Consider the following 15,493-nt stretch of genomic DNA (forward strand, 5'->3'; position numbering starts at 1 on the left):
GGGCCGGCGGGGGGCTGCTGAAGAGGTCCAGGGATTCGGAGTCTGTGGTCATCGAGCGTTCAAATAGGTAGCGGCGGGTTCCATCAGGTTCGGTTCCACCCAGTTTTCCAGGTGGAGGCCGTCGACCCGCGCGAATTCACGAGAGTTGTTGGTGACCAGGATGCAGCCGAGCGTCAACGCGTGGGCGGCAATCTGGGTGTCGAGGGCGCCGATCGGGGCGCCGCGGCGTTCGAGTTCGGTGCGCAGTTCCGCGTAGTGCCAGATCGCGTGGTCGTCGAAGGGAGCGATCTCGAGTGGCAGCAGGAAGGTTTCCAGCGCGCTGCGGTTGCGGGCCGAGCCGCTTTTCGCGACGCCATAGGCGAGTTCGGCGGCGGTGATCGCCGACACGCCGATGTCGCCGATCGCATGTGCTTCGAAGCGGGCACGCACGTGGGCCGGGCGGTGGTTGATGAGGTAGATGCAGATGTTGGTGTCGAGCATGTACCTCACGGCAGCAACGCCTCCCGGGCGGGCTGCTCGGGCTGGTTGCGTTCGATCGCGAAGCCCGGCTCGAACGCATCGAGCGCCGCGAAAAGCGTGCCCCAGCCGCGGCGCGGAAGCAGGACGACCGCGTCGCCGACGCGCTTGATGAACACCTCGTCGCCTTCGAAGCGGAATTCCTTGGGTAGCCGCACGGCCTGGCTGCGGCCATTGATGAACAATTTGGCGGTTTCCATGTGGGCCTCGATAGTGGCGTATCTATCGTTAGTATATATCAGCGCCCGTGGCGCCGGCCGATGCGAGGCAAATTGCACCGGCGAACCGATCGGCCTAAAGTCCTTGTCGCCGCCAGTCGGCGAAAGCGCGCATTCTGGCAGCGTTCCGGGCCGAAATTCAAGAATGTCGAGCCTTGTCGGCCCTTCCTCATCACACCGATCTCATCCATGAACCTGCGTTTCGTCGAAGCCTTCCTGTGGGTGGCGCGCCTGAAGAGCATCACGCGCGCCGCGGACAAGCTGTGCCTGACGCAGTCCGCGGTGTCGAGCCGCATCGCCAGCCTGGAGGAGGAGCTGGGCGTGGCGCTGATCGACCGGCGCGAGCGGCACTTCCGCCTTACCAACTCCGGCAACCGCTTCCTCATCTACGCCGAACGCCTGCTCGCGATCCAGCGCGAGCTGAAGGACGAGATCGGCATCGCCGAGCCGCAGGCGATGACGATGCGCATCGGCTGCATCGAGTCGGTGCTGCATACCTGGCTCATCCCGCTCGTCGAGCACCTGCGCCGCACGCAGCCGCACATCGAATTCGAACTGGCGGTGGAAATGACGCCCGTGATCACCGAGCAGTTGCGCCGCGGCGGCCTGGATCTCGCGTTCGCCGCCTTGCCGGCGGCGGGCGAGGGCATTCGCGTCACCGAACTGCCGTCGCTGGAGATGGTGTTCGTCGGACGTCGCAGGGAAGCGGAACGCGTCGGAAAATGGACCTTGCCGGAGATCCTCGAACACGACGTGCTGACCTTCCAGCGCGGCTCGCAGCCGCATGTCGCGCTGATCGAAGTGATCCGTCGCGCGGGCCTGGAGAGCGGGCGCATCCACACGATCTCGTCGATCTCGGCGCTGGCGCGGATGGTCGAGGGCGGTTTCGGCTTCGCGACCTTGCCGCGTGCCACGGTGCCCGGATTCGCCCGTGGGGCCGATCTCGCCGTGCTCGATTCCGAACCGCGTCTCGCGCCGCTGCCGATCCATGCGTCGTATTGGGCCTACCCGGGCGCGCCGCAGATGGAGGCTGCCGTACAGGAGGCGATCGCCTTCGTGCGCGGCTTCCCGATCGACGGCACGACTTGATCGCGCTTGTCGCGCAGGCGGATCAGCTGCGGCCGGCATCGAAAAAATCGATGAGCTCACAAAGAAATTTTGCGTTTGTCTAGCTTTCTGCCCTTGCCGATACTTTGATCACGACGCGATCACAGCGTCGGGCAAAGGATGAGGAGGCAGTCGGTGGAAAGGAATCTTGACAGGGCAGTTGCGTCCGCTGAGGAACTGACGACCGGGGTCGCCGCACGCCGCGCGATCCGGGCGGGGCTGTGGACGTCCCACACCAGCGGCATCGCACCGGGGCACGTGCAGGGCAACGTCGTGATCCTGCGTTCCCGCGACGCCGACGAATTCCTGCGCTTCTGCCAGCGCAATCCCAAGCCCTGCCCGCTGCTGGCGGTGTCCGAGCCGGGCGAGCCGCTGCTGCCGACGCTGGGTGAGGACGTCGACATCCGCTTCGACGTGCCGCGCTATCGCGTGTGGCGCAAGGGCGAGCTGGTCGCCGAGCCGACCGCGATCGACGAGCTGTGGGAATCGGACTTCGTCACCTTCGTCATCGGCTGCTCGTTCTCTTTCGAGCAGGGGCTGCTCGAAGCGGGCATCCCGCTGCGCCATATCGCCCAGGGACGCAACGTCGCGATGTACCGCACCAACATCCCCACCAACCCGGCCGGCAAGTTCCACGGCCCGATGGTCGTGTCGATGCGCCCGATGACCGCGGCCAACGCGATTCGCGCGATCCAGGTCACGTCGCGCCTGCCCAACGTGCATGGCGCACCGGTGCATTTCGGCGACCCGGCCGAGATCGGCATCGCCGACCTCGCCAAACCCGATTTCGGCGATGCGGTCGAGATCCTGCCCGGCGAAGTCCCCGTCTTCTGGGCCTGTGGCGTGACGCCGCAATCGGCGGTGATGGAAGCCCGCCCCGAGCTGTGCATCACGCACGCGCCGGGCTTCATGCTCGTCACCGACCTCCTGAATCACCAACTCGCCTTTTCCTGAACAGAGCCTTTCTTCGCTGCACTCCGGCACAGACCGGGGACGGCGTGTGTCGAACCACCTAAAGGAGATCCACCGTGTGGATTAACGAGACCACCAAGAACGAACGCAAGACGCTGACCGCCGCGTTTGCCGGCTATGGCGTCGATGCGTTCGACTACATGATCTACACCTTCCTGATCCCGACGCTGATGGCGGCGTGGGCGATGAGCAAGGTCGAGGCGGGCTATATCGCCACCGGTGCGCTGATCACCTCCGCCATCGGTGGCTGGGCCGCCGGCATCCTCGCCGACAAGTACGGCCGCGTGCGCGTGCTGCAATGGACCGTCATCTGGTTCACGCTGTTCACCTTCCTGTCCGGCTTCACGAATTCCTTCGAGCAGCTTTTCTTCACCCGCGCGATGCAGGGCTTCGGCTTCGGCGGCGAATGGTCCGTCGGCGCGGTGCTGATCGCCGAGATGATCCAGCCGAAGAACCGCGGCAAGGCGGTCGGCCTGGTACAGAGCAGCTGGGCCGTGGGCTGGGGCCTGTCGGCGATCGCGTTCTGGGCAGTGTATGCGCTGATGCCCGCGGAGTATGCGTGGCGTGTGCTGTTCTGGATCGGCATCCTGCCGGCCGGGCTGATCTTCTACATCCGCCGCAACATCCACGATCCCGAAGTCTTCCACGTTGCCCGCGCCAAGGTGAAGGCCGAGGGCGGCGGCAACTTCCTCGAGATCTTCTCGCCGCGCCTGCTGCCGACGACGATCTTTGCCAGCCTGCTGTCGACCGGCATGATGGGCGCCTACTACGCGGTCACGACCTGGCTGCCGACCTTCCTCAAGATGGAGCGCGGGCTGTCGGTGCTGGGCACCAGCGGCTACCTGCTGGTGCTGATCCTCGGCTCCTTCGTCGGCTACCTGACGAGCGCCTGGCTGTCGGACCACCTCGGGCGGCGCCGCTGCTTCATGCTCTTCGCCACCTGCGCCGGCGCCCTGGTCTACAGCTACACGCTGCTGCCGATCAACGACACGATGATGCTCTTCCTCGGCTTCCCGCTCGGCTTCTTCCTGTCCGGCATCTTCTCGGGCATGGGCGCCTTCCTCGCGGAACTCTTCCCGAACGAGCTGCGCGGTTCGGGCCAGGGCTTCTGCTACAACTTCGGGCGCGCGGTCGGCGCGACATTCCCGGCACTGGTCGGCTATCTGAGCACCAGCATGCCGCTCGGCGAAGTGATCGGCATCCTCGCCGTAGGCGGCTACCTGCTGGTGATCGTCGCCTGCCTGCCGCTGCCCGAGACGCGCGGCCGGGATCTGGTCCTGCAGAACTGAGCGGGTCGGCGCTCTGCAAGGCTTCCCGCGCCGTGTCGTACGGCAGGGTGCGGGAACTGCCGAACGCAATTCACTGGGCGCGAGCCCTCCCCAGCGGAATAATCCCGCCATGACTACTGAGCTTGCACATCCGCCCGCGCGTCTGTTGAGCGTCGGCGACGCTGCCTGGACGGTCGAGTTCGGCAACGCCATCGACCCCGCGATCCACGGCCGCGTGCTCGGCTTCTCCAGCCTGCTCGACACCCTGTCGAACGACGGCCGCCTCGACGGCGTCGTCGAATGGGTGCCGACCTTCCGGTCGGTGACGGTCCACTTCGACCCGCTGCGCACCGACGCGATGGCGTTGCACGACCTGCTCGCCGACCTCGCCGGCAAGAGCGGCAGCCTGTCGGCGGCCGGCTGCCGCTGGCGCATCCCGGTCTGCTTCGATGCCGATTGCGCGCCGGATCTCGACGAGGTTGCTGCCGCCAAGGGCATGCCGCGCGAGGAGGTCGTGCGCCTGATGACGGAGACCGTCTTCACCGTCTACATGCTGGGCTTCCTGCCCGGTTTTCCCTACCTCGGCGGCCTGCCCGAGGCGCTCGACATGCCGCGGCTCGCGACGCCGCGCAAGGTCGTGCCGTCGCGCTCGATCGCGATTGCCGGCCGCATGTGCGCCGCCTATCCGTGGGAAAGCCCGGGCGGCTGGCACCTGCTGGGCCGTACGCCGCTGCGCCTCTTCGACGCGGCCAACGCGCGCCGTCCGGCCTTGCTGGCGCCCGGTGACCAGGTGGTGTGGCAGGCGATCGACCACCAGACCTTCGATGCGCTCGAGCTGGAATGTGCCGCCGGCCGCTTCGACCTGTCGAGCCTGCTGACCGAAGGAGAGACGGCATGAGTGCGGTCCTTGAAATCATCGACGCCGGCCTTGCCGTCAGCGTGCAGGACCGCGGCCGCACCGGCTACCGCAACATCGGCGTGCCGGTGTCCGGGGCTCTCGATCCGGTGCTGATGGCGGCGGCGAACGCCCTCGTCGGCAATCCGTCGGACGTTGCCGTGCTCGAAGTGGGCCTCTCCGGACCGTCGCTGAAGGCGCTGTCCGGCACGGTGCGCGTCGGACTCTCCGGCGAGATGGGCGCGCAGCTCGTCAATACGCGCGGCCAGGTGCTGAAGGTGGCGCCGTGGCAGACGGCGACGCTGTTTCCCGGCGACGTCATCCGCATCGGTGGCGTATCGCACGGCGTGGGCTACGTTGCGCTCTCGGGCGGCGTGCAGGTGTCCGGGCAGCTCGGCAGCCGTTCGACCTACCTGCGCGCCGCGATCGGCGGGGTGCAGGGCAGGGCGCCGAAGGTCGGCGACCGCCTGCAGTGCGACGCGGTGCGCGGCGACCCCTGGCTCGAATACCGCGCCCGTGCGCCCTGGCACCACGACACCGGGCCGATCCGCGTGATCCTCGGGCCGCAGGAGGACCACTTCACGCCCGAGGCGCTGGCGAACTTCCTGTCGCGACCCTACGCCGTGACGCGCGACATGGACCGCATGGGCCTGCGCCTCGATGGTGAAAAGCTCGCCCACAACGACAAGGGCGCCGAGATTGTCTCCGACGGCGTCGCCCCGGGCACGATCCAGGTGCCCGCCAACGGCCAACCCATCGTGCTGATGGCCGATTGCCAGACCTCGGGCGGCTATCCGAAGATCGCGACGGTGATCCGCGCCGACCTGCCGCGGCTCGCCCATGTGCGGCCGGGCGACGAGTTGCGCTTCGTCGCGGTGAGCCATGCCGAGGCCGCAGCGGCCTTGCGCGAACAGGTCCGGCGGCTTGCCGAGTGGATCGGCATGATCCAGAGTTTCCGCCCGCCCGGCGTCATCGACGAGGCCGCGCTGTACGGCGCGAACCTCATCTGTGGCGCCGTGCGTGGCGACGAATGGAACCTGCACGGCGTCAATCTGCAATTTGGAGCACAGCATGTCTGAGCGCATCAACCTCAACGCCGACCTCGGCGAAAGTTTCGGCGCCTGGAGCATGGGCGAGGACGCGGCGATGCTGGAGGTCGTCAAGTCGGCCAACGTCGCCTGCGGCTTCCACGCGGGCGATCCGCTCGTGATGCGCCAGACCGTCGCGACCGCGAAACGCTGCGGCGTGAGCCTGGGCGCCCATCCGGGCTTCCCCGACCTGCAGGGCTTCGGCCGCCGGCGCATGGACGTGCCCGCCGCGGAACTCGAAGCGATGCTGATCTACCAGATCGGCGCGCTCGCCGGCATGGCGCGCGCCGAAGGCATGGCGGTGACCCACGTGAAGCCGCACGGTGCCCTGAACAACATGGCCTGTGCGGACGCGAAGCTGGCGGCGACGGTGGCGCGTGCGGTGCGGGCGTTCGATCCGAACCTGATCCTGCTCGCGCCGGCGCTTTCGCAGCTCGTCATTGCGGGGCGCGAGGCGGGGCTGCGGGTCGTCGAGGAGATCTTCGCCGACCGGGCGTATCTGGACGATGGCAATCTCGTCCCGCGCTCGCAGCCGGGCGCGATGGTGCATGGTGCGGATGCCTGCCTGCGCCACGTGCTCGCCATGCTCGAAGCCGGCGCGCTGATCTCGATCAACGGCAAGCGCCTGCCGGTCAAGGCGCAGAGCATCTGCGTGCATGGCGACGACGCCGAGGCCGTCGCGACCGCGCGGGCGCTGCGCGATGGCTTGCAGCGCGCGGGTTACCAGCTGGTGTCGATTCCCGAGCTCGCCTGATCACGCGGCGCAGGGTTCTTCACACCCGTTCGGGCTGAGCCTGTCGAAGCCCTGCCAATGCCCTTCGACAGGCTCAGGGCGAACGGATGTATCCGATCGACGCCTTAACCGCCGAGCGCGAGCAGACGCGTGACCGCGTCGGCGAAGTCGTTGGCGACGAGGCTGGGCCGGATCGCCGGATCCGCCTCGTCGCCCGCGCGGAACTTGCCGGTGCGCACCAGGATCGCCGGGATGCCCGCAGCGAGCGCCGCACCGATGTCGTCGTGCAGGTCGTCGCCGATCACGACGGCGTCCGCAGCCGACACGCCCAGTTCGGCCAGGGCCGTGTCGAAGAAGGCCGCCGACGGCTTGCCGACGACCTCCGCCTGCACGCCGCTGCTGAATTCGAGCCCTGTGACGAAGGCACCCATGTCGAGCGACAGGCCGTCCTCTTCCATGAAATAGCGGTTCCTCGCCATCGCGATGAAGCTGCCGCCCGCCATCAGCAGGCGGAACGCGACGTTGAGCCGCGTGTAGTCGAGCTGCGGGCCCATGTCGCCCATCACGACGGCATCCGGATGTTCGGCGCTTGGCCCCATCTCCGCCGCAAGATCGGGATGGACCAGATACATGGGCTTCAGGCCGCGCGCGCGCACCAGCTGCTGCGCCGCGTGCGGCGCGGTCTGGAGCTCGTCCTCGTCGATCGCGAAGCCCATGCGCTGCAGTTTCGCGACGAGGCTGCGTCGCGGCGTGCGTGTCGTATTGGTCAGGAAGCGCAGCGGCAGCCCCGCGTCGCGCAGGCGGGCCAGCGCGTCGATCGCACCGCCGATCGCGCACTCACCCACGTGCAGCACACCCGCCAGGTCGATCAGCGCGGCCTTCGGTCGGTGGACAAGCGATGGGACGGTACTGGGGCGCATCGGCGACTCCTCGCGGCTCGAGGGTTCGAACATTTCCAGGCTTCGCGGTTCAAAGGGGCCGGCTGCGGCGCGATGCCGAAATCGCGCCGTCGACGGACGACGCCCGAACTGCGATCCGCTCAGCCGCGACTCAGATGTCCGCTTCGACCGTATCGCCCTTCGCTTCCATCCAAGCGCGCCGGCCCGAGGCTTCGCCCTTGCCCATCAGCAGCGTGAACATCTTCAGCGTGTCGTCGAGCGCATCGGCGCGCACCTGCACCGGCAGCACGCGGCGCGTCGCCGGGTCCATCGTCGTCTCGCGCAGCTGGTCGGGGTTCATCTCGCCCAGGCCCTTGAAGCGGCCGACCTCGATCTGCTCGGGCCTGAAGCCTTCCTTCTCGACGCGGTCGCGGATTGCCGCGAGCTCGCCGTCGTCGAGCGCATACAGGCGCCGCGCCGGGCGCTTCTTCCCTTGGGCCGGTACGTCCACGCGATACAGCGGCGGCTGCGCGACATAGATGTGGCCGCGCGCGATCAGCTCCGGGAAGTGGCGGAAGAACAGCGTCAGCAGCAGCGTCTGGATATGCGCGCCGTCCACGTCCGCGTCGGACATGATCACGACCTTGCCGTAGCGCAGCCCCGAAATGTCCGGATTGCTGCCCGCCGCGTGCGCATCGACGCCCAGCGCGACTGCGATATCGTGGATTTCGGCGTTCGCGAGCAACCGGTCGGGGTCGATCTCCCACGCGTTCTGCACCTTGCCGCGCAAGGGCAGGATCGCCTGCGTCTCCTTGTTGCGCGCCATCTTCGCCGAACCGCCCGCGGAGTCGCCCTCGACGAGGAAGAGCTCGTTCTCGGCGATGTCTTCCGATTCGCAGTCGGAGAGCTTGCCCGGTAGCACCGCGACGCCCGAGGTCTTCTTCTTCTCGACTTTCTGCGCGCTCTTCTGCCGCGCGAGCGCCTGCTTGATCGACAGCTCCGCGATCGCCTTGCCGGCCTCGACGTGGTTGTTCAGCCAGATCTCGAAGGGGTCGCGGATCATCGACGACACGAGCTTCACCGCCTCGCGCGAGTTGAGCTTTTCCTTCACCTGGCCCTGGAACTGCGGGTCCAGCAAGCGCGCCGAGAGCACGAAGCTCATGCGGCCCGCGACGTCTTCCTGCTGCAGCTTCACGCCGCGCGGCAAGAGCGCATGGTGCTCGATGAAGCTCTTCACCGCATCGAACACGCCCGCGCGCAGGCCGCTCTCGTGCGTGCCGCCTGCCACCGTCGGGATCAGGTTCACGAAGGACTCGGACGGCACCGACTGCTCGAACCAGCCGATCACCCAGGCCGCGCCTTCGCCCGGCGCGAAAGTCGCATCGTCCTTGTCAGCGTACTTCTCGGCCATGTAGAGCGGTGCGACCGCTTCGAGGTCGCCCGCCTGCTCGCGCAGGTACCCGGCCAGCCCGTCCGGGTAGGACCAGGTCTTGGTCAGCGCCGGCCCGTTCGCCTGCTCGATGTCGAGCCGCACCGACACGCCCGACAGCAGCACCGCCTTCGAGCGCAGCAGGCGCTCGATCTCGGCCTGCGGCACGCGCGGGTTCTCGAAATACTTGCCGTCCGGCCACACGCGCACGCGCGTGCCGCTCTGGCGGCCGCAGTCGCCGACGATCGCGATCGCGCCGATGTTCTCGCCGCCCTCGCTGAAGTCGATGCGATGGACCTTGCCCTCGCGTTTCACCTCCACCTCGACGCGCGTCGACAGCGCATTCGTCACCGCGACGCCGACGCCGTGCAGGCCGCCCGAGAAGGCGTAGGCGCCGTTGCCTTCGCGTTTGTCGAACTTGCCGCCGGCGTGCAGGCGCGTGTAGGCGAGCACGACCACCGGCACGCCTTCCTCGGGGTGCAGGCCCACCGGAATGCCGCGGCCGTCATCGGCCACGCTCACCGAGCCGTCGAGGTGCAAGGTCACGTGGATCTTCTTCGCGAAGCCGCCGAGCGCCTCGTCCGCGGAGTTGTCGATGACTTCCTGGATGATGTGCGCCGGCGAGTCGGTGCGGGTGTACATCCCGGGCCGTTCGCGCACCGGTTCGAGTCCCTTGAGGACGCGGAAGGACGATTCGTCGTATTGCTTGCCTGTCATGGTGTCTGAGCTGTGTTGCGGTCCGGCCAAGTGCCGGGAGGCGTGCAAGGATACCCGCTGCGCGACCTTCTGGCACGGCGGTGTTGGCGGGGGCGCGAAAGGACGCGGCGTCTCGCAGCGCTTTCGCACCTAGAATGAGGCTTTGTCGTCGCCGAGGGCGCGGGGCCATGCAGCATTGCTTTACCTACGGTTCGCTGATGTGCGAGGACATCATGGCGGCGGTCTGCGGCGCGCGCAGCCGCTTCGTCGCCGCCTCGCTGGACGGCTATCGACGGCAACCGGTGTGCGGGCAGGCATATCCGGGGATGGTGCCGGCGGCGGAGGCGTGCGTAGCGGGGGTGTTGTATCTGGACCTGCCGGCGTCCGCATGGCTGCGGCTCGACCGTTTCGAGGGTGAGGAATACGAGCGCCGGCGGGTCGTCGTGCGGCTGCCGGACGGGCGGACGGAGACCGCGTGGACCTACGTCTTCCGCCCGAAATATGCGGCGCGGCTCGTCGACGGGGAGTGGGATTTCGAGCGCTTCCTGCGCACCGGCAAGGCGCGCTTCACGGCGCAGTATGTCGGTTTCGACGCCCTGGAGGGCGACGGCCCGGCGTGACGCGAGGGGAGGGCCGCTCCCGGGGCCATGCGCTATCGCTCCATCTGCTGCTCGTTCCTGCCGCGCCGGCCGCGTTCCTCTTCCTGCTGCGGCTGTTTGCGTCCGTGGGGCTGGGCGCCGCCACCGCGGTCCTGCGGCGCGCGCTCGTCCATGCGCGGGCCGCCCATCTGGCGGTCACGCATGTGCCTTTCCTGCATCCGTTGTTCGCGCGCGGGTTCCATCCGGCGCGGTTCCATCTGTCTGGGTTCCCGTTGCCGCGGCTCCATCTGCCGGGGCTCCGGCTGCATTCGTTCGGTGCGCCGCTGGACGGGAGCGTCGGGAGCCGAACGCGGGCGATCCTGCTCGATCGTGCGCGGAGGGCGTTCGCGGCGCGTGGCTTCGCGTTCCTCCCGATCCGGCCCTCGCATCCTCGGGGGCGCCGGCGGCGGCAGGAACTCGCGGGCTGTGGCGTCGCGTGGCCGGTAGCGGTAATGCTCACCGCTCAGGTTCCGCTGTTCGTGGATGTCGCGCGGATAGCGGTCGCCCGAGTAACGTCGCTGATAGATCGGCAGCGGTGCCGGCGGCGGTGCTGCGCGGCGGTCCCAGCGGTCCCAGCCGCGACGGTGTTCCGCCCAGTCGTCGCCCCAGTGCTCGCGCCAGCGCGGCGGGGCCTCGCGGCGCCAGGTGCGGAAATAGATCGGCGGGTCGCGGTAGTAGCGCACCGGAATCCGCAGGATGAACACCGGCACGGCCAGCGGCGCGACGAGCGTCCACGGGCCGTTGTACCAGGAACTCACGTACCAGTCGTCGTCGTAGAACACCCAGTACAGCCCGTCGTAGAAGAAGAAGTTCCCGGCCACCCGCGGCGCGTAATACACCGGATAGCCGGGTACCCGCACAAGCTGCGGATATACCGGCAGGTTGATGCCGATGAACACCTGTACGGAGGCCGTTGCCGGCGTGATCCCGGCCAGCAGCAGCCACAACACCACCAATAGCGTGCGCATGCTCATGTCTCCTTCGCGTAGGTTCCGCGAGTGGCGTTTCGTCGCGCGTATACCTTTATAGATCGCGGAGGTGCCTCGGCGTTCGTGACCGCCTACTGCCCGCGCATGAAGAAGCGGTCGAGATCGCCCATCGTGAGCTGGGTCCAGGTCGGGCGGCCGTGGTTGCACTGGTCGGCGCGCTCGGTCGCCTCCATGTCGCGCAGCAGCGCGTTCATCTCGGGAATCGTCAGGCTGCGGTGCGCGCGCACGGCGCCGTGGCAGGCCATCGTCGCCAGCAACTCGTTGCGCCGCGCGGTGATCACCTCGGAGGCCGGATACTCGCGCAATTCCTCGAGAAGCTTCCTCATCAGTTCCGCTACCGACGCACTGGCGAGCAGTGCCGGCACCGCGCGCACCGCCAGTTCCTGCGGGCCGGCAGGGGCCACCTCGAAGCCCATGCCGGCGAGCACCTCGGCGCATTCCTCGGCGGCGGCCATGTCCTTCGCGCTCACCGAAAACACCGCCGGGATCAGCAGGCGCTGCACCGAAGGCGTGCCGTCGAGCACCGTCTTGAGCTTCTCGTAAAGGATGCGCTCGTGCGCCGCGTGCATGTCGACGAGCACGAGGCCCTTCGCGTTCTGCGCGAGGATGTAGATGCCGTGCAGCTGCGCGAGCGCGTAGCCGAGCGGCGCGGAGTCGTCGCCATGCAGCGGCAGCGGATTCGAGAGCGCAGCCGATGCCGCATTCGCCGGGCGGCTGGAGGCGGGCGTGAAGGCGGTCGGCCGGAAGGTGTCGGCCACAGGCGTCGGGGCCGTGCCGCCGGTGGCTTGGCGTGCGCCGCCGACGAAATCGAAATAGCTGCGGCTCGCGGACTCCATCGCCAGGCGCCCCTGCACGGGTGGTGCACTGCCGTAGCCGCCGAACGCCTGCGGGCGGCGGGGTTCGGTATCTGCCGCGACATTTCCGTGGACGATCCCGCGGTTCGGCGCAGTCTCGTCGACGGCCGCCGACGCATCGGCCTGGTCAAGGGCGGACGCCGCACGGCCGGCCAATGCCGCGCCCGACTCGGCGAGCGTGCGCGACAGCGCGTGGAACACGAACTGGTGGATCGCGCGCGATTCGCGGAAGCGCACCTCGATCTTGGCCGGGTGGACGTTCACGTCCACGCCCGCCGGGTCGAGTTCGAGGAACAGCACGTAGGCCGGATGCCGCTGGCCGTGCAGGATGTCCGTGTAAGCTTGGCGCACCGCGTGCGTGAGCAGCTTGTCGCGCACGAAGCGGCCATTGACGAAGAAATACTGCGCGTCGCGGCTCGCGCGTGAATACGCGGGCAAGGAGGCGAAGCCAGACAGGCGCAACGGCCCCGCATCGGCGTCGAGCGCGCGCGCCTGCGCGAGGAAATCGTCGCCCATCAGCGCCGCGACGCGGCGGGCGTGGTCGGCTACCGGCAGGCGATGCACGACGCGGCCGTTGTGTGCGAGCTGCAGCGCGATGTCGGGCCGCGCGAGCGCGACGCGGCGAAACATCTCGTCGCAGTGCGCGTATTCGGTGCCTTCCGACTTCAGGAACTTGCGCCGCGCCGGGGTGTTGTAATAGAGGTCCGCGACATCGACGACCGTCCCTGCGCCGAGCGCGGCCGGCGCGATGCTGCGTTCGCTGCCGTCGATGCGCCACGCGTGCGCGCTGCCCTCGGCGCGGCTCGTGAGCGTCGTGCGCGCCACCGCTGCGATCGCCGCCAGCGCCTCGCCGCGGAAGCCCATCGTGCCGACGCGCTCGAGGTCGTCGAGATTCGCGATCTTGCTCGTCGCGTGGCGCTCCAACGCCAGCGCGAGTTCGTCCTTCGCGATGCCGCAGCCGTCGTCGGCGACGCGGATGCGCCGCACGCCGCCCTGTTCGAGCTGCACGTCGATCGCGCGCGAGCCCGCATCAACCGCGTTCTCCAGCACCTCCTTGAGCACCGAGGCCGGCCGTTCGACGACCTCGCCGGCGGCGATCTGGTTGATCAGGAGGTCGGACAGCAGGTGGATCGAGGGCATGGGGGCGGGGGAAAGCGCGATGCAACGCGCAATTATACGGAGTCCGTCCGGGCTCCGGTCGCCGCGTGGCAGCGGCCGGGTTTCGGGGCCGCGGCCCCCTTCCGGTATGATTGGCGGAAATCCACCCGCCGCATGCAGCCCTCCGCCCGCCCGCGGAACCAGGCCGGCCGGTCCCTGTCCCATTCCCCCGACGCGCAAGCGCGCATCCGAAACGAACGCCAAGAAACCTGCATGAAGTCCATCGTCATCCTCATTTCCGGCCGCGGCAGCAACATGGAAGCCATCGTTAACGCGGGCATTCCGGGCGCGCGCATCGCCGCGGTGATCAGCAACCGCCCGGACGCGAAAGGGCTCGCATTTGCCGCCGCGCGCGGCATCCCCACCGCCGTCGTCGACCACAAGGCCTTCCCGTCGCGGGAAGCCTTTGACGCCGCGCTGGCCGAGACGATCGATACGCACGGCGCGGAGCTCGTCGTGCTCGCCGGCTTCATGCGCGTGCTCACCGACGCCTTCGTGCGCCGCTACGAGGGGCGCCTCATGAACATCCACCCCTCGCTGCTGCCGTCCTTCCCCGGCCTGCACACGCACCAGCGTGCGATCGAGGCGGGTGTGCGGGCGCACGGGGCAACGGTGCATTTCGTGACCCCCGCGCTCGACTGCGGGCCGGTCGTGATCCAGGCGGTCGTGCCCGTTTTGCCGGGCGACGACGAGGACAGCCTGTCGGCCCGCGTGCTCCGGCAGGAGCACCGCATCTACCCGCAGGCGGTGCGCTGGTTCGTCGAGGACCGGCTGACGGTCACCGCGCAGGGCCAGGTGCGCGTGCGTGACGAAGCGGTCGATGAGGCCGGGTGGACGATCCCGTCGCTGGATCGCGTTCCCGGGGCCGGAGCGTGCGACAGCCGACCGTCCTGATCCTCGCCGCGGGCGTTTCGGTGCTCGCGCACGCGCTCGTGCTGAGCCTGCCCGGCTGGCCCGTGCACATCGGCGAAGAGTCGCCGGTGCTGCATGCGACGCTGGTGATTCCCGAGCCGCAGCCCGTGGTGGCGCTCGCGCCGGTCGCGCTGCCTCCGCCGCCGCCCGTCGTGCCGGAAATGCCCAAGCCGCGGCCCAAACCGAAGCCTCGCCCCGCGCCCGCGGTCCCGCTGACGGCACCATCGGTCGGAGAAAGCGGCGAGATTGCCATCGCGGCGCCGGCCGCGGCCGAGGCGCCGCCTGCGGCGGAGCTGCCGCCGGCCGTCGATGCCGCGCCCGTTGCCGACGTTGCGCCGGAACTCGTCGCGGCTGCCGACCTCAAGGGTTTCAGCATCGCCGGATGGCCCGAGCGCGGCAGCATCCGCTTCCGCGTGCATCTGGGCGAAGGCGGTTTCGCCGTCGGCGAGGCGCAGCACGAGTGGTCGCACGACGGCAAGCGCTACCGCATGTCCGTCGCCGTCCGCACGACGGGGGTCGTCGGCATGTTCCGGTCCTTCCACTATGCTCAAAGCAGCGAGGGCAGCGTCGGGCGGGAAGGCCTCAAGCCCGAGCGCTTCAGCGTCGAGCAGACGCGCAAGACGCCAGCCAGCGCCCGGTTCGACTGGGATGCAGGGAAGGTGACGATGACGCGCGGCGCCAAGGAACGTGTCGCCGAGCTGCGTCCGGGCGACCAGGACCTCCTGAGCCTGTGGCACCAGATCGGTATCGTCGGCGCGGTCAGCGGATCGACCGAGCTGAACGTTATCACCGGACGCGAGGCCACGCCCTCGACAGTCGAAGTGATGGGGCCCGAGAAGCTGCCGCTGCCGATCGGGCTGCTGGAGACCCTGCGCGTGCGGGCCGAGGCGCGCAACGGCAGCCTGACCATCGACATCTGGCTCGCGCGCAACTACGGCATGCTGCCGGTGCGCATCCGCGTCATCGACGACAAGGGCGAGGTGCTCGACCAGCAGGCCGTCGAGCTGCGCCTGTCGCCTCCCGGATCGGCTGGCGAGGAGCCCCCGGTGGCGGGGGGCGGTGGCGGCACGGAGGCGGAAGAAGAAATGATCGAATTGCGGGCGGAGGACAATGCCTTCGCCCATCCAACCATCGGAAACTGA

At 68.7% G+C, this 15,493-nt stretch carries 15 protein-coding genes; 9 read left to right on the top strand and 6 right to left on the bottom strand.

The genetic code is table 11. The annotated features are described in order from the left end of the window. Positions 1–48 precede the first annotated feature (48 nt). Together vapC and GO615_RS05970 are read right to left on the bottom strand one after the other, a co-directional pair. Positions 49–480: a type II toxin-antitoxin system tRNA(fMet)-specific endonuclease VapC gene (vapC, locus tag GO615_RS05965; RefSeq protein ID WP_211166975.1), complete on the bottom strand. Its 432-nt coding sequence runs from the start codon at positions 478–480 to the stop codon at positions 49–51. 5 nt (positions 481–485) lie between these two features. Then, on the bottom strand, positions 486–716 hold the full coding sequence (locus GO615_RS05970; RefSeq protein WP_018988896.1) for an AbrB/MazE/SpoVT family DNA-binding domain-containing protein: 231 nt from the start codon (positions 714–716) through the stop codon (positions 486–488). Positions 717–923: 207 nt separating this feature from the next. Between GO615_RS05970 and GO615_RS05975 the strand changes: the two genes are divergently transcribed. From GO615_RS05975 to GO615_RS06000, 6 genes are all read left to right on the top strand, one after another. Further along, positions 924–1,823 carry a LysR family transcriptional regulator gene (locus GO615_RS05975; protein ID WP_169126133.1) on the top strand — a complete coding sequence of 300 codons (900 nt, stop codon included), beginning with the start codon at positions 924–926 and terminating at the stop codon, positions 1,821–1,823. A 153-nt stretch (positions 1,824–1,976) separates the two neighbouring features. Continuing rightward, on the top strand, positions 1,977–2,795 hold the full coding sequence (locus tag GO615_RS05980; protein WP_169126134.1) for a putative hydro-lyase: 819 nt from the start codon (positions 1,977–1,979) through the stop codon (positions 2,793–2,795). Between the two features lie 74 nt (positions 2,796–2,869). Next, entirely contained in the window at positions 2,870–4,102 is a 1,233-nt protein-coding gene (locus GO615_RS05985; protein WP_169126135.1) for an MFS transporter, read from the top strand. Between the two features lie 109 nt (positions 4,103–4,211). Continuing rightward, complete coding sequence (pxpB, locus tag GO615_RS05990; protein WP_169126136.1) at positions 4,212–4,979, top strand: 5-oxoprolinase subunit PxpB; 768 nt, start codon at positions 4,212–4,214, stop codon at positions 4,977–4,979. Further along, complete coding sequence (locus GO615_RS05995) at positions 4,976–6,055, top strand: 5-oxoprolinase subunit C family protein (RefSeq protein ID WP_169126137.1); 1,080 nt, start codon at positions 4,976–4,978, stop codon at positions 6,053–6,055. The genes pxpB and GO615_RS05995 overlap by 4 nt, the downstream gene beginning before the upstream one ends. Beyond that, complete coding sequence (locus tag GO615_RS06000) at positions 6,048–6,818, top strand: LamB/YcsF family protein (RefSeq protein ID WP_169126138.1); 771 nt, start codon at positions 6,048–6,050, stop codon at positions 6,816–6,818. The genes GO615_RS05995 and GO615_RS06000 overlap by 8 nt, the downstream gene beginning before the upstream one ends. Before the next feature lie 104 nt (positions 6,819–6,922). Here GO615_RS06000 and GO615_RS06005 read toward each other — a convergent pair whose 3' ends face one another. After that, positions 6,923–7,717, bottom strand: coding sequence for a TIGR01458 family HAD-type hydrolase (locus GO615_RS06005; RefSeq protein WP_169126139.1), 795 nt, complete (start codon positions 7,715–7,717; stop codon positions 6,923–6,925). 130 nt (positions 7,718–7,847) lie between these two features. After that, positions 7,848–9,821, bottom strand: coding sequence for a DNA topoisomerase IV subunit B (locus GO615_RS06010; RefSeq protein ID WP_169126140.1), 1,974 nt, complete (start codon positions 9,819–9,821; stop codon positions 7,848–7,850). A 167-nt stretch (positions 9,822–9,988) separates the two neighbouring features. Between GO615_RS06010 and GO615_RS06015 the strand changes: the two genes are divergently transcribed. Then, on the top strand, positions 9,989–10,420 hold the full coding sequence (locus GO615_RS06015) for a gamma-glutamylcyclotransferase family protein (protein ID WP_169126141.1): 432 nt from the start codon (positions 9,989–9,991) through the stop codon (positions 10,418–10,420). A gap of 32 nt (positions 10,421–10,452) precedes the next feature. Here the strand turns inward: GO615_RS06015 and GO615_RS06020 are convergent, their stop codons facing one another. Together GO615_RS06020 and mutL are read right to left on the bottom strand one after the other, a co-directional pair. Then, positions 10,453–11,406, bottom strand: coding sequence for a hypothetical protein (locus GO615_RS06020; RefSeq protein ID WP_169126142.1), 954 nt, complete (start codon positions 11,404–11,406; stop codon positions 10,453–10,455). A gap of 92 nt (positions 11,407–11,498) precedes the next feature. Continuing rightward, a complete protein-coding gene (gene mutL, locus GO615_RS06025) occupies positions 11,499–13,421 on the bottom strand; it encodes a DNA mismatch repair endonuclease MutL (RefSeq protein ID WP_169126143.1) in 1,923 nt (640 codons plus the stop codon). A gap of 231 nt (positions 13,422–13,652) precedes the next feature. Between mutL and purN the strand changes: the two genes are divergently transcribed. Together purN and GO615_RS06035 are read left to right on the top strand one after the other, a co-directional pair. After that, the gene (purN, locus tag GO615_RS06030; RefSeq protein ID WP_169126144.1) at positions 13,653–14,333 is read left to right on the top strand and encodes a phosphoribosylglycinamide formyltransferase; all 681 of its coding nucleotides are present in this window, start codon (positions 13,653–13,655) and stop codon (positions 14,331–14,333) included. Continuing rightward, positions 14,312–15,493 carry a DUF3108 domain-containing protein gene (locus GO615_RS06035; protein WP_169126145.1) on the top strand — a complete coding sequence of 394 codons (1,182 nt, stop codon included), beginning with the start codon at positions 14,312–14,314 and terminating at the stop codon, positions 15,491–15,493. The genes purN and GO615_RS06035 overlap by 22 nt, the downstream gene beginning before the upstream one ends.

This window comes from Aromatoleum evansii (assembly GCF_012910805.1).
Classification (GTDB): Bacteria; Pseudomonadota; Gammaproteobacteria; order Burkholderiales; family Rhodocyclaceae; genus Aromatoleum; species Aromatoleum evansii.